Annotated in this window: 20 protein-coding genes and 1 tRNA gene; 10 read left to right on the forward strand and 11 right to left on the reverse strand. The window is 65.1% G+C overall.

From position 1 onward, the window contains the following. Positions 1-102: 102 nt before the first annotated feature. Complete coding sequence (mgtE, locus tag LGR44_RS10945) at positions 103-1,527, reverse strand: magnesium transporter (protein WP_226740315.1); 1,425 nt, start codon at positions 1,525-1,527, stop codon at positions 103-105. 229 nt (positions 1,528-1,756) lie between these two features. Further along, positions 1,757-1,841 (reverse strand) — tRNA-Leu (locus tag LGR44_RS10950). Between the two features lie 212 nt (positions 1,842-2,053). Here LGR44_RS10950 and lipB point away from each other — a divergent pair. The 6 genes from lipB to LGR44_RS10980 all read left to right on the forward strand — a co-directional run bounded on the left by lipB (position 2,054) and on the right by LGR44_RS10980 (position 8,700). Continuing rightward, entirely contained in the window at positions 2,054-2,761 is a 708-nt protein-coding gene (gene lipB / locus LGR44_RS10955; protein WP_226740317.1) for a lipoyl(octanoyl) transferase LipB, read from the forward strand. Positions 2,762-2,878: 117 nt separating this feature from the next. Further along, entirely contained in the window at positions 2,879-3,202 is a 324-nt protein-coding gene (locus LGR44_RS10960; RefSeq protein ID WP_226740319.1) for a hypothetical protein, read from the forward strand. A 110-nt stretch (positions 3,203-3,312) separates the two neighbouring features. After that, positions 3,313-4,920, forward strand: a complete 1,608-nt coding sequence (locus tag LGR44_RS10965; protein WP_226740321.1) for a carboxyl transferase domain-containing protein — start codon at positions 3,313-3,315, stop codon at positions 4,918-4,920. Between the two features lie 72 nt (positions 4,921-4,992). Further along, on the forward strand, positions 4,993-5,814 hold the full coding sequence (locus tag LGR44_RS10970; protein ID WP_226740323.1) for a protein-L-isoaspartate O-methyltransferase family protein: 822 nt from the start codon (positions 4,993-4,995) through the stop codon (positions 5,812-5,814). A gap of 305 nt (positions 5,815-6,119) precedes the next feature. Further along, complete coding sequence (ilvD, locus tag LGR44_RS10975; RefSeq protein WP_226740325.1) at positions 6,120-7,850, forward strand: dihydroxy-acid dehydratase; 1,731 nt, start codon at positions 6,120-6,122, stop codon at positions 7,848-7,850. Beyond that, entirely contained in the window at positions 7,837-8,700 is an 864-nt protein-coding gene (locus tag LGR44_RS10980) for a tetratricopeptide repeat protein (protein WP_226740327.1), read from the forward strand. Before ilvD ends, LGR44_RS10980 begins: the two co-directional genes overlap by 14 nt. A gap of 27 nt (positions 8,701-8,727) precedes the next feature. On the opposite strand, the gene xth is transcribed toward LGR44_RS10980, so the two are convergent. Both xth and LGR44_RS10990 read right to left on the reverse strand, forming a co-directional pair. After that, complete coding sequence (gene xth, locus LGR44_RS10985; RefSeq protein ID WP_226740329.1) at positions 8,728-9,513, reverse strand: exodeoxyribonuclease III; 786 nt, start codon at positions 9,511-9,513, stop codon at positions 8,728-8,730. Between the two features lie 82 nt (positions 9,514-9,595). Continuing rightward, a complete protein-coding gene (locus LGR44_RS10990) occupies positions 9,596-10,570 on the reverse strand; it encodes an aldo/keto reductase (RefSeq protein ID WP_226740331.1) in 975 nt (324 codons plus the stop codon). A gap of 199 nt (positions 10,571-10,769) precedes the next feature. Here LGR44_RS10990 and LGR44_RS10995 point away from each other — a divergent pair, with 199 nt between their 5' ends. Genes LGR44_RS10995 through LGR44_RS11005 form a run of 3 tightly spaced genes read left to right on the forward strand, consistent with a single transcriptional unit; the run spans position 10,770 to position 12,550 of the window. Continuing rightward, a complete protein-coding gene (locus tag LGR44_RS10995) occupies positions 10,770-11,459 on the forward strand; it encodes a ceramidase domain-containing protein (protein ID WP_226740333.1) in 690 nt (229 codons plus the stop codon). Positions 11,460-11,494: 35 nt separating this feature from the next. Next, entirely contained in the window at positions 11,495-12,052 is a 558-nt protein-coding gene (locus LGR44_RS11000) for a hypothetical protein (protein WP_226740335.1), read from the forward strand. A gap of 48 nt (positions 12,053-12,100) precedes the next feature. Further along, positions 12,101-12,550 carry a hypothetical protein gene (locus tag LGR44_RS11005; protein WP_226740337.1) on the forward strand — a complete coding sequence of 150 codons (450 nt, stop codon included), beginning with the start codon at positions 12,101-12,103 and terminating at the stop codon, positions 12,548-12,550. 57 nt (positions 12,551-12,607) lie between these two features. On the opposite strand, the gene LGR44_RS11010 is transcribed toward LGR44_RS11005, so the two are convergent. Together LGR44_RS11010 and LGR44_RS11015 are read right to left on the reverse strand one after the other, a co-directional pair. Beyond that, a complete protein-coding gene (locus LGR44_RS11010) occupies positions 12,608-13,702 on the reverse strand; it encodes an alkene reductase (protein WP_226740339.1) in 1,095 nt (364 codons plus the stop codon). A gap of 144 nt (positions 13,703-13,846) precedes the next feature. Continuing rightward, the gene (locus LGR44_RS11015; RefSeq protein ID WP_226740341.1) at positions 13,847-14,800 is read right to left on the reverse strand and encodes an aldo/keto reductase; all 954 of its coding nucleotides are present in this window, start codon (positions 14,798-14,800) and stop codon (positions 13,847-13,849) included. A 133-nt stretch (positions 14,801-14,933) separates the two neighbouring features. Between LGR44_RS11015 and LGR44_RS11020 the strand changes: the two genes are divergently transcribed. Beyond that, on the forward strand, positions 14,934-15,950 hold the full coding sequence (locus LGR44_RS11020) for an LLM class flavin-dependent oxidoreductase (protein ID WP_226740342.1): 1,017 nt from the start codon (positions 14,934-14,936) through the stop codon (positions 15,948-15,950). 103 nt (positions 15,951-16,053) lie between these two features. On the opposite strand, the gene LGR44_RS11025 is transcribed toward LGR44_RS11020, so the two are convergent. The 5 genes from LGR44_RS11025 to LGR44_RS11045 form a co-directional block, all read right to left on the reverse strand. Next, on the reverse strand, positions 16,054-16,350 hold the full coding sequence (locus tag LGR44_RS11025; protein ID WP_226740344.1) for an HU family DNA-binding protein: 297 nt from the start codon (positions 16,348-16,350) through the stop codon (positions 16,054-16,056). Between the two features lie 127 nt (positions 16,351-16,477). After that, on the reverse strand, positions 16,478-17,158 hold the full coding sequence (locus tag LGR44_RS11030; RefSeq protein WP_226740346.1) for a hypothetical protein: 681 nt from the start codon (positions 17,156-17,158) through the stop codon (positions 16,478-16,480). Positions 17,159-17,271: 113 nt separating this feature from the next. Continuing rightward, positions 17,272-18,177, reverse strand: a complete 906-nt coding sequence (locus tag LGR44_RS11035; RefSeq protein WP_226740347.1) for a carbohydrate ABC transporter permease — start codon at positions 18,175-18,177, stop codon at positions 17,272-17,274. An 18-nt stretch (positions 18,178-18,195) separates the two neighbouring features. Then, entirely contained in the window at positions 18,196-19,065 is an 870-nt protein-coding gene (locus LGR44_RS11040; RefSeq protein WP_377035158.1) for a carbohydrate ABC transporter permease, read from the reverse strand. Between the two features lie 138 nt (positions 19,066-19,203). Further along, complete coding sequence (locus LGR44_RS11045; RefSeq protein ID WP_226740351.1) at positions 19,204-20,523, reverse strand: ABC transporter substrate-binding protein; 1,320 nt, start codon at positions 20,521-20,523, stop codon at positions 19,204-19,206. Positions 20,524-20,568: the final 45 nt, after the last annotated feature.

Genomic DNA, 20,568 nt, shown 5'->3' on the forward strand with positions numbered 1-20,568 from the left:
GTGTCTTCATCGGCTCAACTGTCTTACGCATGACCTAATCAGGTCACGAAATGGCCCGAAGCCCGTTAACAGGTCATTACGAAAACGGAGCCGAAACAAGTTTTACAGGGCAAACCAAGCCGTCGCTATGCCTAAAAAGGCGAAGAAGCCGACGATGTCCGTAATGCTGGTGACGAAGGGACCCGAGGAGACGGCCGGGTCGACGCCGAGACGGTTCAGCGTCAACGGAACGAAGATGCCTCCGAGGGCCGCGAAGAGCAGCACCGTGACGAGGGCCAGGCCGATCACGAGGCCCAGATCGAAGGACTGAAACCAGAAGCCCGCCAGAACTCCGAGAATGATTGCGAACAGCAGGCCGTTGAGCAGCCCCACCGTCGCCTCGCGGCGGATGATGCGCCAGGCGTTGGTGCGTCCGAGCTCGCGGGTCGCCAGGGCCCGCACCGCCACCGTCATCGTCTGCGTTCCGGCGTTTCCGCCCATGGAAGCCACGATCGGCATGAGGATCGCGAGCGCCACCATGCGCTCCAGGGATTCCTCGAAGAAGCCGATGACGTTCGCGGCCACGAGCGCCGTGCACATGTTGACGAAAAGCCAGGGAAAGCGGCTGCGCTGGATGTAGAAGACCGTGTCCGAGAGCTCCTCGTCCGGCTTGACGCCGCCGAGCTGCTTGATGTCGGCGTCGGCCTCCTCCTCCAGAACGTCGACGATATCGTCGACCATCATCACGCCCACGAGGCGGCCGGCCTCGTCCACGACGGCGGCGGAGACCAGGTTGTAGCGCTCGAACAGGCGTGCGACCTCCTCCTGGTGCTGGGTCGCCTCCACCCGGTCGGGCTCGTCGTCCATGATGTCCTGGATCGTGACCGGGCGCTTGGAGCGCAGCAGCCGGTCGAGCGCCACCGCGCCGAGCAGGTGGCCCGCCGGATCGATCACGAAGATCTCGTAGAAGGTCTCGGGCAGGTCGGCCGTATCGCGCATGAAGTCGATCGTCTGGCCCACGGTCCAGAAGGGCGGGACGGCGATGAGCTCCGTCTGCATCCGCCGGCCGGCGCTTTCCTCGGGATAGTCGAGGGAGCGCTGAAGCGCGATGCGCTCCATGGGCGGGAGCTGGTCGAGAACCTCCGCCTTGTCCTCCTCGGCCAGGCTCTCGAGAATCGTGACGGCATCGTCGGAATCGAGGTCGCGCACGCCTTCGGCGAGGGTGGCCGTGTTGAGCTCTTCGAGAATCTCCTCGCGGATCGCCTCGTCGACTTCGGTGAGGGCGGCGAAGTCGAACGCCGAGCCGAGAAGCTCGATCAGGCGCGGCCGCAGGTCGGGCTCGAGCGCTTCGATCAGGTCGCCGAGGTCGGATTCGTGGAAGTCTTCCACCAGCGCCTGGAGACGCTCGGTATCCGACGCGGAAATGGCCTCCGCCACCAGGTCGACGAAGTCGCGGTTGATGTAGCCTTCCTCGTCGCGGAACGGCACAGGTTCGGCCACCACGCCATCGGGCGTGTGGAGCGCCGCTTTGTCCTCAGCGTCCAGCATGGGGCCTATCCTTCTTGGTGATTCACGAGCCTTTTAGGCGCGGGGGCGAGCCCAGACAATGCGCTAAAAGGCCTGATCGAAGAATCGCTTGGTGGTGACTTCTCAGGGCCCGATTCAGGCGCTTGAGAAAGAGGTTCAATTTAGGTGGAGCGTCCTGCCCGGGCAGGCAAGAAAAAAGGCCCCGCAAGCGGGACCTTTTTTAGTGTGCCCAGAGGGCTTCCTGAAGGTTTGGTGCGGTCGAGAGGACTCGAACCTCCACGGGTCTCCCCGCTACCACCTCAAGGTAGTGCGTCTACCAATTCCGCCACGACCGCGAAACCTCCAAGGCCAGGGTTGTTTCCCCTGGCGAGGCGGTGGCTATACAAGATCGATTGGGGCACTGCAAGCCCGTTCGTGAAGACTTTTTCCGCAATCGCAAAAGTCGCGCCCGATCCCTACATTGTAACGGGTTTCCGCAAGGGCCGGACGGTTGACCGGAAAGCCTGGCGGGACCAATAGGTTTCCTCGATTTTCGAGAGGTGGAGCGGTGCCGGGTCTGCGTGATCACTTGGCCGATGCGTTTTTTGCCGAAGACGGCTCGGAGCCCGTGGAATGGCTCGTCGCGGACGGCCTCACGGATTACGAGCAGGCCGTGGCCTTCATGGAGGAGCGTGCCGCCGCCATTGCGGACGGGCGTGCGCCGGAGCTCGTCTGGCTGGTGGAGCATCCGCCCCTCTACACGGCCGGAACCTCGGCCCAGGAAACGGACCTCGTGGAGCCGAACCGCTTCCCGGTCCACCGGACGGGGCGGGGAGGGCAGTACACCTATCACGGCCCCGGCCAGCGGGTGGCCTATGTGATGCTGGACCTGAAGCGCCGGGAGCCCGACCTGCGCCGCTACGTGGCGGCTCTGGAGGCATGGCTCATCGCCACCCTGGGCGAATTCAACATCCGCGGCGAGCGGCGGGAGGACCGGGTCGGGGTATGGGTGAGGCGTCCCGACAAGGGAGAGGCCACCGAGGACAAGATCGCCGCCATCGGCATCCGCGTCAGACGCTGGGTCAGCTTCCACGGCATCAGCCTGAACGTGGAACCGGACCTGACCCATTTTTCGGGCATCGTGCCCTGCGGGGTCACCCAGCACGGGGTGACGAGCCTGGTGGACCTCGGGATACCCGTGACCATGCCGGAGGTCGATGCGGCGATGCGGCGGTCCTTCGAGGACATCTTCGGGCCGACGAAGCGGGAGGCATAGGCGTTGCTTCCGGGCAACTGACGCAGGTTTTCCTCATCCTTCGTCGGAAGACTTCTCCTCAACGGCGCTTCATGCTCTAAGCTTGTCCGGAAAAGCTGACCATCGGCGGACCAAAATATGCAACGCGCACTTCTTGCCTCTCTCGTCGGCCTTGCTGCTTCGGCATGCGCCTATATCCCCCAGCCCCGGGAGCAGATCCGCATCGTCGATTCTCCTGCGGACGTTCGGGTTTGTACCCGCCTCGGCGAGGTGAGCCCCGTGGTGCCGACCGTTCCAGGCTTCGAATCCGCGACGGATGCCATGCTCGATGCGACCATCGCCCTGGGGGGCACCCACCTCTATCTGCAGAAGGTCTCGACCGACTGGCTGCTGGTCAAGGGCATCGCCTACCGCTGCGGACCGGGCGTGCGCCGCGAGGTGGTCATCCGCGCCAAGGGCTGATCCCCGCGCGGAGGGCCCGAGGGGCCTCTTGAACTCGAGCCGCCGACCTGTGACCTTCCGATCCGGCCTCCCTCGCGGGGGCCTCAGCCCATTGCAGGGAGCCTGAAGCCGTGCCCGTCATTGCCTCAACCGCCGATCTCGCGTCGGACGCCGCGCGCGCGAACCGCTCGGCCTGGGCCGACCTGGCCCACGATCTCCGGGCGAAGCGCGCTGCGGTGGCCGAGGGCGGCCCGGCCAAGGCGCGCGAGCGCCATCTCGCCCGCGGCAAGCTCCTGCCCCGCGAACGCGTGACGCGCCTGCTCGATCCGGGCTCTCCCTTCCTGGAACTCGGCTCGCTGGCCGCTTACGGCATGTACGAGGATGCGATCCACGGGGCCGGGATCATCACCGGCATCGGCCGGGTCGAAGGCCGGGAGGTCATGATCGTCTGCAACGATTCGACGATCAAGGGCGGCACCTACTACCCGATGACGGTGAAGAAGCACCTGCGCGCCCAGGAAGTGGCCCGCGAGAACCGCCTGCCCTGCATCTACCTCGTCGATTCCGGCGGCGCGAACCTGCCCCATCAGACCGAGGTCTTTCCGGACCGGGAGCATTTCGGGCGGATTTTCTACAACCAGGCGACCCTCTCCTCGATGGGCATTCCGCAGATCGCCTGCGTCATGGGCTCCTGCACGGCGGGCGGCGCCTATGTCCCGGCCATGTCGGACGAGACCGTCATCGTGCGGCGCCAGGGCACCATCTTCCTCGGCGGACCGCCTCTGGTGAAGGCCGCCACCGGCGAGGTCGTCTCCGCCGAGGATCTGGGCGGGGCGGACGTCCATGCCCGCCAGTCCGGCGTGGCGGATCACTACGCCACGGACGACGTCCACGCGCTCGCCATCGTCCGCCGCATCGTCGGCACGCTCAACACGCGCAAGAACGTGAACATCGATCTTTCCGACCCGGTGGAGCCGAAATACGCCATCGAGGACCTGGACGCGATCGTGCCCACGGACCTCAAGAAGCAGTACGACATCCGCGAGGTGATTGCCCGGCTCGTGGACGGGTCGGAGTTCGACGAGTTCAAGCGCCTCTACGGCACGACCCTCGTGACCGGTTTCGCGCGGCTCTGGGGCATGCCGGTGGGCATCATCGCCAATAACGGCATCCTGTTTTCCGAGAGCGCGCTCAAGGGAGCGCACTTCATCGAGCTGTGCTGCCAAAGGCGCATCCCGCTCCTGTTCCTGCAGAACATTTCCGGCTTCATGGTGGGCCGCCAATACGAGGCCGGCGGTATCGCCAAGGACGGAGCCAAGCTCGTGACGGCGGTGGCCTGCGCCCAGGTGCCGAAGATCACGCTGCTCGTCGGCGGCTCCTTCGGCGCCGGCAATTACGGCATGTGCGGACGCGCCTATTCCCCGCGCTTCCTCTTCACCTGGCCGAATTCCCGCATTTCCGTCATGGGCGGCGAGCAGGCCGCCAGCGTGCTGGCGACCGTGCGGCGGGACAACATCGAAGCCGAAGGCCGGTCCTGGAGCGTCGAGGAGGAGGAGACCTTCAAGGCTCCGATCCGCGACCGTTACGAGGAAGAGGGCAATCCGTATTATGCCACTGCCCGGCTCTGGGACGACGGGGTGATCCTGCCCTCCGAGACACGGCGGGTGCTGGCGCTGGCCTTCTCGGCGGCCCTCAACGCACCCGTGCCGGAGACGAAGTTCGGCGTGTTCAGGATGTGATCCGGGCCCGGGCCCTTGCCGTCGGCTCTCCCGGAGCCAGCTACCTTCCGAGAGGCCTTTTCGGGTACGGCGATGGTTTCAGCGGAGAATTGCCGCCTGCGGTATGCGGAGCAGATCGTCGGAATCGTCGGAGTGGACGATCCGCGAATCAGGCGCGCTTTCGCCTCCGTTCCCCGTGAGGATTTCCTGCCTCCGCCTCCCTGGACCGTCATCAGCCAGGGAGTGGCGACCCAGACCGGCAATATCGCCGACATCTACGACAACGTTCTCGTGGCCATCGACCGGGCGCGGGGCATCAATAACGGCGAGCCGGCGCTGCACGCGGCCTGGATCGGAGCCGTCAGCCCCCAGCCGGGCGAAACCCTGATCCATGTAGGCGCGGGCACCGGGTATTACACGGCGCTTCTGGCCCACCTCGTCGAGCTGGGCGGGCGCGTGGAGGCTTATGAGTACGAGTCGGACCTGGCGGCCTGGGCCTGCGACAATCTGAGGGACTACCCCCAGGTAACCGTCCATGCCGCCTCCGCCTTCGGGCGCCCTCTTCCGGGTGCCGACGTCATCTATGTGAATGCCGGCGTGACCGCCCCCGATGCAGGCTGGCTGCAGGCGCTCCTGCGGGGCGGACGGCTGATCTTTCCCTGGCAGCCGCACCAGGGCTGGGGGACGACCATGCTCGTCACCCGGACGGGCAGGGGATACAGGGCCAAGCAATTGATGAATGTAGGGTTCATTTCCTGCAGCGGCGAGACCACGAGGGGCCCCGGCGGGCCCCGGCCCTCGGAGGCCGATATCGCCGCCACGAGGTCCGTTTGGCCTGTATCGGAGCGCGAACCGGACTGGACCGCGACCGCCGTGTACGATGCCGTCTGGTTCTCGGCCGATTCCGTCGAATAAGGGGTAGATAGTCCCCTCAAAAGATTGTTGCCCTAACGCAACACCTTCAAACCTTCCTGATGCTGCCGTTCTTGGCCCAAGCTCCGCCGCGATGCCGCCATAAACCGCGCGCACCTGAAGATCATCGATAAAGTGCTTCTGAACCAACGCTTTATGACGAACGCACCAGGAATGGGATCTCCGGCATCGCCGAGGGGTCCTCCTTTCGGGGTCGTTGCATCGGCGGCGTAGCACATGGCAGATCACGAAGGTTCCGTAACCAGTCGGAATTAGGCTGAGAAGCCAAATGGGGAAGAGTGACGTCCATGGATGCGCGCCAGATCGACAAATCGAAATTGCCGAGCCGTCACGTGACGGTCGGGCCGGCGCGCGCGCCCCATCGCTCGTATCTCTACGCCATGGGCCTCACCAGCGAGCAGATCGCGCAGCCCCTGGTCGGCGTCGCCACCTGCTGGAACGAGGCCGCTCCCTGCAACATCTCCCTCATGCGTCAGGCCCAGGCGGTGAAGAAGGGCGTCGCCGCCGCCCGGGGCACGCCGCGCGAGTTCTGCACCATCACCGTCACCGACGGCATCGCCATGGGCCACCAGGGCATGAAGTCCTCGCTCCCGTCCCGCGAGGTGATCGCGGATTCGGTCGAGCTGACCATGCGCGGCCACTCCTACGACGCGCTCGTCGGCATGGCGGGCTGCGACAAGTCCCTGCCCGGCATGATGATGGCCATGGTGCGCCTCAACGTGCCTTCCATCTTCATCTATGGCGGTTCGATCCTGCCCGGTAATTTCCGGGGACGGGCCGTCACGGTCCAGGACATCTTCGAGGCCGTCGGCAAGCATTCCGTCGGCGAGATGTCGGACGAGGACCTGACCGAGCTCGAACAGGTGGCCTGCCCGTCGGCTGGCGCCTGCGGCGCCCAGTTCACCGCCAACACCATGGCGACGGTCTCCGAGGCCATCGGGCTCGCGCTTCCGTATTCGGCCGGCGCCCCGGCGCCCTATGAGATCCGCGACCGGTTCTGCGCCGCTGCCGGCGAGATGATCATGGAGCTGATCGCCAGGAACATCCGTCCGCGCGATATCGTGACCCGCAAGGCGCTCGAGAACGCCGCGACGGTGGTGGCCGCCTCCGGCGGCTCGACCAACGCGGCCCTCCATCTGCCGGCCATCGCCCACGAGGCTGGGATCAAGTTCGACCTTTTCGACGTGGCCGACATCTTCAAGCGCACGCCCTACATCGCGGACCTCAAGCCCGGCGGCCGGTACGTGGCGAAGGACATGTTCGAGGTCGGCGGCATCCCGCTCCTCATGAAGACCCTTCTCGACCACGGCTACATGCACGGCGACTGCATGACCGTGACCGGCCGCACCATGGCGGAGAATCTCGCCTCGGTGCAGTGGAACGACCATCAGGACGTCGTGTATCCGGCCGACAGGCCGATCACCCCGACGGGCGGCGTCGTGGGCCTCAAGGGCAACCTCGCTCCCGAGGGCGCCATCGTGAAGGTGGCGGGCATGCCGACCGAGAAGCAGACCTTCCGCGGCCCGGCCCGGGTCTTCGACGGCGAGGAGGCCTGCTTCGACGCCGTGACCCATCGCCGGTACAACGAGGGCGAGGTGCTCGTGATCCGCTACGAGGGGCCGCGCGGTGGCCCCGGCATGCGCGAGATGCTCTCCACCACGGCGGCCCTCTACGGCCAGGGAATGGGCGACAAGGTGGCGCTCATCACGGACGGCCGCTTCTCGGGCGCGACCCGCGGCTTCTGCATCGGCCATGTGGGGCCGGAGGCGGCGGTCGGAGGCCCCATCGGCCTCATCAGGGACGGCGACATCATCGTTCTCGATGCCATCAAGGGCACCATCGACGTGGAGCTCTCGGAGGAGGAGCTGGCGCGCCGCCGCGCCGAGTGGAAACCCCGCGAGACCTTGTCGACCTCGGGCTATCTCTGGAAATATGCGCAAACAGTGGGTCCTGCGCGGGATGGGGCGGTCACTCATCCCGGCGGAGCCGCAGAAAAAGAAACCTATGCGGACGTCTAGCCTTATCGCCATCTCCTTCGGTGTCGGCCTCCTGGGAACGGGGGCCGCCCATGCGCTCGACGCCGCACCGCGTCCGCAGCCGCTTGCGCCGACGCTCACCCCGGCACTTCCCACGCTCAGCCCGAAGATCACGCCCGCCGTCAAGTACAGCTCGGCGCGCGAGGCCCTGCGCAACGGCATGCGCGACTACAATGCGGGCGACAAGGTCGGGGCCGCCCAGGCCCTCGAATACGCGGCGGGGCAGGGGCATACTCTCGCCCTGTGGAAGCTCGGCCGCATGTATGCCGACGGCGACGGGGTCGAGCACGACGACCTGAAGGCCTTCGAGTATTTCTCCAAGCTCGCGGACCAGAATGCGGACGAGAGCCCCGATTCACCCAATGCGGCCGTCGTCTCCAGCGCTTTCGTGGCGCTCGGCGGCTACTTTCTGGACGGGATCAAGGGCACCTATGTGAGCGCCAATCCCCGGCGCGCCGTCGAGATGTTCAGCTACGCGGCGTCGTATTTCAGCGACCCCAACGCGCAGTACAACCTCGCTCGCCTCTATCTCGAGGGAACCGGCGTCGCGAAGGACGCGCGCCGCGCGGCCCGCTGGTTCAATTTGGCGGCCGAGAAGGGCCACCCGGCCTCTCAGGCCCTCCTCGGGCACCTGCTCATCAACGGACAGGGCGTTCCGCGCCAGACGGCCAAGGGCCTGATGTGGCTGACCCTCGCCCGCGAAGGCAGCTCCGGCTCCGCCAAGGATCGTTGGATCGACAAGCTCTACGAGGAAGCCTTCGCCGATTCGGCCGAAAGCGACCGCAAGCTCGCCCTGGCGCTTCTGGAGCAGTATATCCAGTCCCGCCGATAGATCGGCCGGGCGGGCAATGTGTTCCGCCTACTCGACGTCGAGATCGACCATCACGGGGACGTGGTCCGAGGGCTTGTCCCAGCCCCGGACCTCCTTGCGGATCGAGGCCGTCTTGAGCCGATCCTGCGCGTGCGACGAGAGCAGGAGGTGGTCGATGCGGATGCCGTGGTTCCGCTGGAAGGCGCCGGCCTGATAATCCCAGAACGAATAGAGTCCGGGCTGATCGCTGCAGGAGCGGACCGCGTCACCGAAACCCAGATTCAGGAGCGCGCGGAACCTGGCCCGGCTCTCGGGCTGGAACAGGGCGTCGTTCTTCCAGGCGGCAGGATCGGCAGCATCCTCCGGCTCCGGGATCACGTTGTAGTCGCCGCACAGGACGAGCGGCTCCTCCAGGGCCAGGAGCTTGCGCGCATGGGCCGTCAGCCGGTCCATCCAGGCCAGCTTGTAGTCGAATTTCGGCGTTCCGATGGGGTTGCCGTTCGGCAGATAGATCGAGGCGACCCGCACGACTCCCTGCGATGTGGAGACGACGCCTTCGAGATAGCGCGCCTGTTCGTCGCTCTCGTCGCCCGGCAGCCCCCGGCGCACGTCTTCGAGCGGGCGCTTGGAGAGGATCGCAACGCCGTTATATGCCTTCTGGCCATGGATGGCGACATTGTAGCCGAGGGCCTCGATCTCGGCCCGCGGGAACGCCTCGTCCACGCATTTGAGCTCCTGCAGGCAGACGATGTCGGGCTCCGCGCTCTTCACGAAGGTGACGAGGTGGTCCAACCTCTGCTTGATGGAGTTCACGTTCCAGGTGGCTATTCTCATCGTTCGACCTTCTTACTGCCGTACGCCTTCATCGGACGTCGCGGCTCGTCTGGCAAGGTCGAGGATGCAGATGGAGCCCGCGCTAGGCGGGTTCGAACTGAACTGCTTTTGTGGCTGAAGCTTCGTCGAGAGCGTCGATATCCGACCTCTCGAGGGTGAGCTTGGTTGCCGCGATCAGATCATGGACTTGCTCGACCGTCGTTGCGCTTGCAATGGGTGATGTCAGGCCCGGACGGGCCAGGAGCCAAGCCAAGGCGATCTGGGCTTGCCCCGTCTTGTGTTTCCGCGCGATGCGGTCGAGCGTCTTCAGGATGCGCAGCCCCCGATCGTTCAGGTATTTCCCCATTCCGTGACCGCGCGGGCTCTTCCCGAAATCGTGTTCCGAACGGTACTTTCCGGTCAGGAAGCGGCTCGCGAGGGAAGAGTAGGAAATCACCCCGAGTCCACTGCTGCGGCAGACCTGTTGTGCGCTGCTTTCGAAGTTCTCGCGATCGTAGAGATTGTATTCAGGCTGGAGGGACTCGTATCGGGGCAGTCCGGTTCTGGCGCTGACCGCGAGAGCCTCCCTCAACCTCTCGGCGCTGTAATTCGATGCGCCGATGGTCCGCACTTTCCCTTCCCGGATCAAATCGCCATAGGCTTCGAGCGTCTCTTCGAGGGCCGTGGCCTTGTCGTCGATGTGGGATTGATAAAGATCGATGTAGTCGGTCCGGAGGCGCTTCAGGGATGCCTCCACGGCCTTCCTGATATAGGCCTTCGAGAGGCCTTTGCGGTCGGGGGACAATTCCACCCCGACCTTGCTGGCGATGATGACCTTTTCGCGGTTCCCGCGCGCCTTCATCCAGTTGCCAATGATGGTTTCCGATTCACCGCCCTGGTTGCCGGGAACCCAGATGGAATACATGTCGGCCGTGTCGATGAAGTTGAGACCAGCCGCGAAGGCCGCGTCCAGCAATCTGAAAGAGGTGGGCTCATCCACCGTCCAGCCGAAGACGTTGCCACCGAAACAGAGGATCGGAACCTCAATGCCGGACCGGCCGAGTTGACGCTTCTCCATGGCAGCCCTCCCATACCCATACTGTCTTTCTTCTCACACGGGACCTCCCCGTATGTGAAACAGTATTTCAAGATATCCTGCTGCCAAGCATCGCACGGTTCAAGTTAGCCGTTGGAATAACATCCTAAGCCGAACGAAGGCCAATACTCAGAAGCGGTCCGAGATGCTAGAGCAGGCCATCCTCCCGAGGCCTTTAGCCATGCCGACCTCCTGGTCCACGCCCATCGACAATTACTGCGAGCGGATCGGTGCCGGTTTCTGGGCCGAGCCTCTCAACGCGATCACCAACGGGGCGTTCGTTCTCGCGGCGGCTTACGCCTTTTTCCTCTGGCGGTGGGCCGGAGGCCGGGACCTTGCCGCACTGTGGCTGATCGCGGTCACCGCCGCTGTGGGCATCGGCAGCTTTCTGTTCCACACCTTCGCCAATCGCTGGTCGGTCATGGCGGATGTGATCCCGATCGCAGTGTTCATCTACAGCTATTTCCTGCTGGCGCTGCGCCGCTACCTTCGCCTCGGATGGGTGGCGGCCGTCGCCGTGACCGTGCTCTTCGGCCTGTTCAACTCGCTCTTCGTCCGCCTCTGGCTCGGCGTGTTCCCCGGGCTCACCCTCAACGGCTCCGTGAGCTACTTCCCCGCGGCGCTTGCTCTCGTCGCGGTTGGAGCGCTCTGCCTGCTGAGGGACAGGCGCGTCGCAGGCCGTGCTCTTCTTCTGGCCGCCGTCGTCTTTGCGGTTTCGCTCCTCTTCCGCTCCATCGACGACGCGCTCTGCTCCGCACTGCCCATCGGAACGCATTTCCTCTGGCATGTCCTCAACGCCCTGGTTCTCCTCATTCTCATGCGGGCAGCCATTGCCTCCGGCCCTGCGGATCGGGCAAAACCCGTCCGCTGAGCGGATTCGCGGCGGGACGTGTCAGGGAGAACGGTGTGGCGGCGGTCGAAATTCATGGATATGCCATCGTCTCCGACGACGACCGCATTGCCGATGCAGAGGGGCGGATGCCCGACGTGCTGCGCAACGAGGCCGACTGGGCTTATTTCCAGGACGGGCTCGACCGATCCGCCGTGACGGTGCTCGGGCGGCTGGGACATGAGGCCAATCCCAACCCGAGGGGCAGGCTGCGCCTGGTCGTGTCTTCATCCTCCGCCGGGCTGGAGCGGCGAGCTGACGGCTGGTGGTGGAACCCACAGGCTCTCGCATGGCGCGACGCCATCCGTCAGGTGCTGCCCGACGGGGGGCAGGTTGCCGTGCCGGGCGGGCGCCGGGTGTTCGATCTCTTCCTGGATATCAGCTACGACGCCTTTCACCTCTCGCGCACCGAAGGTGCGCGCATCCCCGGGGGCGTCGCGCTGTTCTCGCGCTGCGACAGCGGCGCGAGCGCAGAGACGATTCTGTCGGAGCGGGGAATGGAGGCGGGACCGCGCGGGGTTCTCGACCCGAGCGTGCCGGTCAGCCTTGTCGTTTGGCGGCGGAAAACGAACTGACGCCTGGATTTGGAGTTGTCTCCCCGTATCCGAATGTGGGGAGGTTTCATGCGCTATCTGACGATCTCGGCGGCACTTGCCGCATTCCTCCTCACAGGCACGGCACTGGCGCAATCGGGGAGTTCGTCCTCGACGGGCGGCGGCGCGACGGGCGGTGGCGCCGCAACCGGCGGGACGGCTCCAACGGGAAGCGGTCCGACCGGCACAACCACATCGTCGTCCAACCAGCCGACATCCCCCGACGCCCCTTCAGGGGCCCTGACGCCGCCCATTCGCGCTCCCGGTTCGGAGGGCAGCACGGGCGGCGCGGCGGGAACGTCCGGCGCCGGACAGAACACCGGCACCGGTACGCGGGCCAATGCCGGACCGGGCGCGGGCGGAACCGCAGCCCCGAACTCCGTCGGCCCGACCCCTCGCGAGCAGGCGTTGGAGCGGCGGAGCCGGGAACTGGACCGCAGGATCAAGCGCGGAATCTGCGTGGACTGTATGGAAGACTAAGAGCATCGGACCCGAAACGAAGGCCGTTTCCGGGTCCGATGCTCAATGCAGCCGGCGCTATGCGGCCTCGTCCAAGGCCGGATAGTCGGTATAGCCCTTCGCATCGCCGCCATAGAACGTCGCCCGCTCGGGCTCGTTGAGGGGCGCGTTCAGCCGGAAGCGCTCGACGAGATCCGGGTTGGCGATGAAGAGACGGCCGAAGGCGACGAGATCCGCGCGGCCGCTGGAAACGGCTTCCGTGGCCATGGTCCGGTCGTAGCCGTTGTTGCCGATATAGGCGCCGCGGAAGGACCGGCGCAGGCCTTCGTAATCCACAGGCACCGCATTGCGGTCGCCTTGCGTGGCGCCCTCGATCATGTGGATGTAGCCGAGCTCCAGCTTGTCGAGCCTTTCGACCACATGGCTGAAGAGGGCCTGCGGGTCGGAATCCGCTGCGTCGTTCACCTGGGCAGGCGACAGGCGGATGCCGACGCGGCCCTTGTCCCACACCTTCAACACGGCTTCCGTCGCCTCGATGGTCAGGCGGGCGCGGTTCTCGATGGAGCCGCCATAGGCATCGGTGCGCTTGTTGGCGCCGTCCTTCATGAACTGGTCGAGGAGATAGCCGTTGGCGGCGTGAATTTCGACGCCGTCGAAACCGGCCTCCTTCGCATTGCGGGCGGCCTGCTCGTAATCGCGCAGGATGCCGGGGATCTCCGACAGGTCGAGTGCCCGGGGCTCCGATACGTCCGCGAAGCCGCCGTCGATGAAGGTCTTGGTGTTGGCGCGCAGGGCGGAAGGCCCGACAGGAGCGTCGCCGTTCGGCTGAAGAGAGGTGTGGGACACGCGGCCCACATGCCAGAGCTGAATGAAGATGCGGCCGCCGGCCTTGTGCACCGCATCCGTCACCTTGCGCCAACCGGCGACCTGCTCCGGCGAATAGATGCCGGGCGTGCGGAGATAACCCTGTCCCTGATGCGAGATCTGGGAGCCTTCGGAGATGAGGAGGCCCGCGCTGGCGCGCTGCTCATAATAGGTGGCCGCATGAGGTCCGGGCACGTCGCCTACCGGCGCTGCACGGTTGCGGGTGAGGGGAGCCATCACGAAGCGGTTGGGCAGCGTCAGGTCACCGAGGGTGAAGGGTTGGAACAAGGCGTTCGGATCGGCGCTCATATTGTCCTCTTTCAGACTGTGAAATTGGATATTGCACAGGTCTGGAGGAGATAATGAGCCTTCCGTTCAGCGCAACGGAAGGCTGCCATGCGTGTGCGGGATGGCTCGCCGACAGAAGATGCCTTTCAATCCCCTCACGGAGGTCTATGCCTCCGCTCCTGCCCGGTCGAGTTTCTCGATGTCTGCGGCGTCGAGGCGAAGCCGCGTTGCCGCGACCAGATCCTCGAGTTGTTCCAGGCTCGTTGCGCTGGCAATCGGCGCCGTGATGCCGGGATGCGCCATCAGCCACGCCAGCGCCACCTGCGCCGGCGTAACGCCGTGGTGCAGGGCGACCTGATCCAGCGCCGCCAGGATCCGCTCGCCGCGGGGATTGAGGTACTTGCCCATGTTCCGGCCGCGGGTGCTCTTGCCAAAATCCTTTTCGGAACGGTACTTCCCGGTCAGGAAGCCGGCGGCGAGACCGTAATAGGGAATGACCCCGACCTCGTTCTCCCGGCAGAGCCGTTCGAGATCGCCCTCGTATTCCGAACGGTCGTAGAGATTGTAGAGCGGCTGCAGGCTTTCGTAGCGGGGCAGGCCCATCCTGGCGCTGGTGTCGAGGGCCTCCTTCAGCCGCGCCGCGGTGAAGTTCGAGGCGCCGATCGCCCTGACCTTTCCCTCGTTGATGAGGTCTCCATAGACGCCGAGCGTCTCCGCCTGAGGAGTATCGGGATCGTCCCGGTGGGACTGGTAGAGATCGATATGGTCGGTCTGGAGGCGTCGCAGCGAAGCCTCGACCGCAGAGCGGATATAGGTCTTCGACAGCCCCTTCTGGCCCGGGCCCATCTCGGAGCCGACCTTGGTGGCGATGATGAGCTGGTCGCGGTTGCCGCGCGCCTTCATCCATTTGCCGATGATGGTCTCCGATTCTCCGCCCTCGTGGCCGGGAGCCCACCGTGAATAGACATCCGCCGTGTCGATGAAGTTGAGGCCCGCCTCGACGAGGGCGTCGAGCAGCTTGAGCGATGTCGCTTCGTCGGCGGTCCAGCCGAAGACGTTGCCGCCGAGGCAGAGGGGCGGAACCATGATGTTCGAGCGGCCGAGCCGACGCTTGTCCATTGCAATCTCCTGTCCGCAGCCGAATTGTGTCATGGGGAGGCATTCTCAAGGGGAGGGCTGAATCGGTGCGGCTGAAGGCCCATATTGTCCAAACCTCCAACGGCCCTTCAAGCCAGTCTCCGGATCCGTCAGCATGATTCCACTTTCCGTCCTCGACCTGTCCTTCGTCACATCGGGCTCCACGCCCGCACAGGCCCTGAGGAACACACTCGATCTCGCCCGCCACACGGACGAACTGGGCTACACCCGGTTCTGGGTGGCCGAGCACCACAACCTGCCGTCCGTCGCCAGCGGCGCACCGGACATCATGATCGGGCAGATCGCCGCCGTCACCGAGCGCATTCGCGTGGGATCGGGCGGCGTCATGCTGCCGAACCATGCACCGCTCATGGTGGCGGAACGCTTCAAGCTTCTCGAGGCGCTCTATCCCGGCCGTATCGATCTCGGCCTCGGCCGCGCGCCCGGAACCGATCCGGTCACGTCCTATGCTCTGCGGCGGATGCAGGAGGAGCGGGGCCGCGACGATTTCCTGGAGCGGCTCCAGGAATTACTGCTGCTGGAGACCAGGAGCTTTCCGCCCGATCACCCGTTCCGCAAGATCGAGATCATGCCGTCGGGCGTGCCGCTGCCGCCGATCTGGCTTTTGGGCTCCAGCGACTACAGCGCCCATCTTTCCGCACAGGTCGGATTGGGTTTCGGCTTCGCCCACCACTTCGCGACGCATGACGCCACGGACGCGATGCTGGCCTATCGCCGCGGCTTCCAGCCGTCGCAGTGGCTTGCGCAGCCGCACGCGATCCTGACGGTAGCCGTGATCTGCGCCGAGACGGACGAGGAGGCGGAGCGGCTGGCCGCGAGTGCGGATCTCGGATTCGTGCGGCGGATGCGTGGCGAGTTCGGGCCGATCCCCACGCCCGAGGAGGCGCTGGCCTATCCATACACGCCCGCGGACCGCGAGATGATCCGGAGAAACCGGGAGCGGCTGTTCGTCGGGGCGCCGGAGACGGTGCGCAAGAGGCTCCAGTCCCTGATCGACGAGACGAAGGCCGACGAACTGATGGTGACCTCGGCCATGTACGACCACGAGGCGCGCAAGAGGTCCTACGACCTCATCCGCGCCATCGATCTGCGGCCTGCCGTTCAGGGCTAGAAACAGAGATGGCCGGGAACAGCCCCGGCCATGATCGCCCCCGATCGGGATCGGGCCAGAGCCCGATATGCGCCGGTCCTGCGGGCAGGTCCGCAGGAACGCCTTACTTCTTGCGCGAGCGGCGCTTGGTGTTGAGGGACTCCTTCAGGGTCTTCGCAGCCTCGAACTTCACGTTCTTGGACGCGGCGATCTTGATGGCCTCGCCGGTCTGGGGGTTGCGTCCCTTGCGGGCGCCGCGCTCGACCATCTTGAACTTGCCGAAGCCGAAGATTGCGACCTCTTCGCCCTTCTGGACCGATTCGGCGATGGCCTGGAACACGTTCTCCACCACGTCCCGAGCGAAGGTCTTGGTCACCTCGTGCTCTTCGGCGATGAACTCGATGAGATCGTTCTTATTCATGATCACCCTCATGGTTAGGTAGGAAACCGTAGCTCATGAAGGATTTTATAGCGTGGTCAAGCCTCGATGAACCAGGACCGGCCGGTGACGTAAGGTGAAAACCGGCAAGAACCCCGACTTTCCCCAGCTAGTTTGCGGCAAAGCAGTAGAACAGCCCAGCGCCGCCGGTGCTCCTGAGCGCATCTTGGCTGCAGCCGCCCCGGGACGGGTGTGATGCGTTCCAGGACTTTGCCGCCGCGCTGTCGTCGAGGCCCATGCGGTCATGGTGGCCGACCATCACGGCGCCCTCCGTGCCGCTCCGGGTCCAGTTTCCGCAGGTCCGGTCCTCGCCGGCCGGAAAGGCGGTTCCGTCCGCTTGGGTGCCCGTGAGGATGTCGTGCTGGTTGGGCGAGTCGCCCCGGCCCTTCACGGGTTCGCCTTTCTCGGTCAGGGCGGTCTGCTTGGTGAGATTGTTGCTGCCGCCGTGCAGGTCCGCGACGTCCTTGGCGATCACCGTGCCCTTGGCGTTCTGCCAGGGGCCGCGCCCGATCCGGTCCCTGGCGTTGATGGCCTGTGCGCCGCCCGTGGCCTGAGTCGAGAGATAGGCCCGCCAGGTCTTCCCGCCGGCTCCCGCCGCTTCAGCGAGGGACTGGCAGTGCCGGTCCGCGCCTTCGAGGCCGCCCAGATCCGCGCCTTTCCCTGAGCCGACGCTGGTGACGAAGAACGTCATGTCGGCCGCACCGGCCTGCTGCGCGTGGGCGCCCGTGACCGACCCGAGCGAGAGCACGCCGATTGCTGCAAGAAGGCAGCCGCCATCGATCCTGTTCATGTGATCCTCCCGCTCATACATCCGGCCTTCGGAGCCGGGCCGACATCAGGACGAGAAGACTAGCACGGAGAAGGCGCCTGCAAGATTGACGACTCCGTGGTTATCCCGGTGGGCTATTCCTTCACCGCACCGGTCATCGACGAGACGTAGTAGTCGACGAAGAACGAATAGAGCAGGACCACCGGAAGCGATCCCAGAAGGGCTCCGGCCATCAGCGCACCCCACTCGTAGACGTCGCCGCGCACCAGTTCCGTCAGCACGCCCACGGGGACGGTCTTGTTCTCCGACGACTGGATGAAGGTGAGGGCGTAGATGAACTCGTTCCAGGACAGAGTGAAGGCGAAGATCCCCGCAGAGATCAGGCCCGGCACCGACAGCGGCAGCAGGATCCGCGTCAGGATCTGCCAGCGCGTGGCCCCGTCGACCAGGGCGCATTCCTCGAGCTCAAACGGGATCGAGCGGAAATAGCCCATGAGCAGCCAGGTGCAGAACGGGATCAGGAAGGTCGGGTAGGTGAAGATCAGCGCCAGCTTGGAATCGTAGATGCCGAACTTGAAGGTCATCACCGCCAGCGGGATGAAGAGGATCGACGGCGGCACGAGATAAGCGAGGAAGATCGAAAGACCCACATAACGGGAGCCGGAAAAGCGGATGCGCTCGATGGCGTAGGCCGCGAAGACGGACGCTGCGAGCGACAGGATCGTGGAGCCGATCGCCACGAGCATGGTGTTCCACAGCCAGCCCGGATAGGAGGTTTCGAACAGGAGATAGCGGATGTGCTCCAGCGTCGGGCTGGTGGGCCAGAACGGGCTGTAGTTGTTGAAGTCCGTCATCTCGTGGTTCGGCTTCAATGCCGTGATCGTCATCCAGTAGAACGGGAACAGCAGCACGAAGGTGAAGACCGCAAGCGGCAGATACACCACCACCAGCCGCCTCGGCAGGCGGTCGAGATAGCTCATGCCGACGCTCTCGTCGGCCGTGGCGGTGTTGCGGGGAACGGCGTTGGTGACCACACCCATGGTTTCAGGCTCCGCAGGCTAGTCGCCACCACCCTGCTGCCACTTGCGGCGCTGAAGGCCGAAATAGCTGAACAGGATCGCTGCGAGGAGGAAGGGGATCATGGCGACCGCGATGGCGGCGCCTTCGCCCAGCTGTCCGCCGGGAATGGCGCGCTGGAAGCTCAAGGTCGCCATGAGGTGCGTGGCGTTGAGCGGACCGCCGCGGGTCAGCACGTAGATGAGCTGGAAATCCGTGAAGGTGAACAGAACCGAGAAGGTCATCACCACGGCGATGAGGGGGGATAGCATCGGCAGCGTGATGTAGCGGAAGCGCTGCCAGCCCGTGGCGCCATCGAGGGTCGCGGCCTCGTGCAGGGACGGCGAAATCGTCTGCAATCCGGCCAGGAGCGTGATCGCCACGAACGGGATGCCGCGCCAGACATTCGCTGCGATGACCGATGCGCGCGCGTTCTCCACATCGCCCAGGAAGTTGATGGGGGTATCGATGACGCCGAGACGGAGCAGGGCCCAGGAGATCACCGAGAACTGGGAATCGTAGATCCACCAGAAAGCGATGGCCGAGAGCACCGTCGGCACCACCCAGGGCAGCAGGAGAATGGCGCGGAAGAGCGCCTTGAAGGGCAGGTGCTCGTTGAGGATGAGGGCGAGCCAAAGGCCCAGGGCGAATTTCAGGATCGAGGCGGCGATCGTGTAGAGGAGCGTGTTGAAGACGGAGAGCCAGAACAGGGAATCGTCCCACAGGAGCTGGTAGTTCTCCAGCCCGATCCAGACGCCGTCACGCCCGATCCGCGTATCCGTGAAGCCGAGCCAGACCCCGAGGCCCAGCGGGTAGGTGAGAAAGACGAGCAGGAAGACCAGGGCCGGCAGCATGAAGAGGAAGCCGACCATGCCACGGCTCTGCAGCAGGGACGGACCCTGTGCCGCTTGGGGTGTTGCGATGTTCTCTTGCAGGGCAGCTTGGGCCATGGACTTTCCTTGGCTGAGGGCCGTCCCTCCCCGGGTTGAGGGAGGGACGACTTGCAAGCGTCAGACGCGGTAGTAGCGGTTGGCGCGGGTCTCGGCGCGTTTGGCCGCTTCCTCTGGCGAGCGCTGGCCGGTGGCGGCTTCGGCCACCATGTCGACCATCACGTAATCGGCCATGGTGGCGGCGGAGGCATAGCCGAGCGGGCCCGCATGGCCGTTGGGGACGAGCGTCTCCGAGGCCTTCGCATAGGGGGCGTGGAGCGGATCGGAGGTCCAGACCGGGTTGTCCGCGTAAGCCTTCAGCGGTTGGCAGCAATAGGCGCTCGACGCCTTGATCCATTCCGACATCTGCGGCTGTTCGTACATGAACTTGAGATAGGCCTTGGCTGCCTGCGGGAACTTGGTGTGCTGGAAGATGACGGCGGAGGTCGTCTGGTGCAGTTCCACCGCGCGTCCGATCGGCCCGATCGGCATGTTGGACGAACGCATGTCGGCCGCCATGTCGGCGAGCTTGGGATCGTTCTTGGCCGAATAGTACAGAGATACGCCGTTGGCCGTGAGGCTGACGTCGCCGGCCAGGAAGGCGCGGTTGTTGTTGATGTCGAGCCAGGCCTCCGTACCCGGGATGAACTGCTGGTAGAGGTCGCGGGCGTATTGAAGGGCCTTGATGGTTTCGGGCGAGTTGATGACGACCTTGCCGGATTCGTCCACCATCTTGCCGCCATGGCTCCAGACGATCCAGTGCGCGAAGTTGTTGCCGTCACCCACTGCCTTGCCGAGAGCGAAGCCCATGGGCTTCGCCTTGGCCTTCAGGGCCTTCGCCAGTTCGAGGAAGCCTGCCGTATCGTTCGGGAACTCCTGGAATCCTGCGGCCTTCATCATGCTGTCGCGATAGATGATGCCGTTGCCGATGGCCGCGAGGGGCAGAGCCACGAACTGATCGCCGCGCTTGGCATAGCCCTGGAGACCGTCGTACCAGCCGCCGTACTTGTTGCCGAGATAGTTGGCGAGATCGGTGACGGGAACGAGCTTTTCCGGGTACTGGTGCGGATCGTCGAACCAGACCAGCATGATGTCCGGACCCGAGCCCACATTGGCGGCCACGGCCGCCTTCGGGCGGATGTCCTCCCAGCTTTCCTTGTCGATGCGCACATCGACGCCCGTGGCGTCGGTGAACTTCTTGGTGTTGGCTATCCACTGATCCTCGTCGCCCTTCACGAAGGGCGCCCAGCGTAGCACGCGCAGGGAGGCGCCGGATTCCGGTGTATATTGAGGTTCGGCCGCTTGCGCAAAGGCGGGAAGGGAACCCAGGAGCGGGGCGCCCGCAGCGCCTACCGCAAGGCTGGCGGTCCCGAGAAGCAGATCGCGTCTAGACAGTGTCATCGTCGTTTCCTCCGCAGCCCGGGATGTTTTTTGAGAAGCATCGCG

This window comes from Microvirga lenta (assembly GCF_020532555.1).
In the GTDB taxonomy this organism is placed as follows: Bacteria; Pseudomonadota; Alphaproteobacteria; order Rhizobiales; family Beijerinckiaceae; genus Microvirga; species Microvirga lenta.

Bases quoted from the DNA above. Each gene is read 5' to 3' on its own strand.
- mgtE (WP_226740315.1), bottom strand. From the start codon at position 1,527: ATGCTGGACGCTGAGGACAAAGCGGCGCTCCACACGCCCGATGGCGTG.
- LGR44_RS10960 (WP_226740319.1), top strand. From the start codon at position 2,879: ATGCAACGCGCACTTCTTGCCTCTCTCGTCGGCCTTGCTGCTTCGGCA.
- LGR44_RS10970 (WP_226740323.1), top strand. From the start codon at position 4,993: ATGGTTTCAGCGGAGAATTGCCGCCTGCGGTATGCGGAGCAGATCGTC.
- ilvD (WP_226740325.1), top strand. From the start codon at position 6,120: ATGGATGCGCGCCAGATCGACAAATCGAAATTGCCGAGCCGTCACGTG.
- LGR44_RS10980 (WP_226740327.1), top strand. From the start codon at position 7,837: ATGCGGACGTCTAGCCTTATCGCCATCTCCTTCGGTGTCGGCCTCCTG.
- xth (WP_226740329.1), bottom strand. From the start codon at position 9,513: ATGAGAATAGCCACCTGGAACGTGAACTCCATCAAGCAGAGGTTGGAC.
- LGR44_RS10990 (WP_226740331.1), bottom strand. From the start codon at position 10,570: ATGGAGAAGCGTCAACTCGGCCGGTCCGGCATTGAGGTTCCGATCCTC.
- LGR44_RS10995 (WP_226740333.1), top strand. From the start codon at position 10,770: ATGCCGACCTCCTGGTCCACGCCCATCGACAATTACTGCGAGCGGATC.
- LGR44_RS11005 (WP_226740337.1), top strand. From the start codon at position 12,101: ATGCGCTATCTGACGATCTCGGCGGCACTTGCCGCATTCCTCCTCACA.
- LGR44_RS11010 (WP_226740339.1), bottom strand. From the start codon at position 13,702: ATGAGCGCCGATCCGAACGCCTTGTTCCAACCCTTCACCCTCGGTGAC.
- LGR44_RS11015 (WP_226740341.1), bottom strand. From the start codon at position 14,800: ATGGACAAGCGTCGGCTCGGCCGCTCGAACATCATGGTTCCGCCCCTC.
- LGR44_RS11020 (WP_226740342.1), top strand. From the start codon at position 14,934: ATGATTCCACTTTCCGTCCTCGACCTGTCCTTCGTCACATCGGGCTCC.
- LGR44_RS11025 (WP_226740344.1), bottom strand. From the start codon at position 16,350: ATGAATAAGAACGATCTCATCGAGTTCATCGCCGAAGAGCACGAGGTG.
- LGR44_RS11030 (WP_226740346.1), bottom strand. From the start codon at position 17,158: ATGAACAGGATCGATGGCGGCTGCCTTCTTGCAGCAATCGGCGTGCTC.
- LGR44_RS11035 (WP_226740347.1), bottom strand. From the start codon at position 18,177: ATGGGTGTGGTCACCAACGCCGTTCCCCGCAACACCGCCACGGCCGAC.
- LGR44_RS11040 (WP_377035158.1), bottom strand. From the start codon at position 19,065: ATGGTCGGCTTCCTCTTCATGCTGCCGGCCCTGGTCTTCCTGCTCGTC.
- LGR44_RS11045 (WP_226740351.1), bottom strand. From the start codon at position 20,523: ATGACACTGTCTAGACGCGATCTGCTTCTCGGGACCGCCAGCCTTGCG.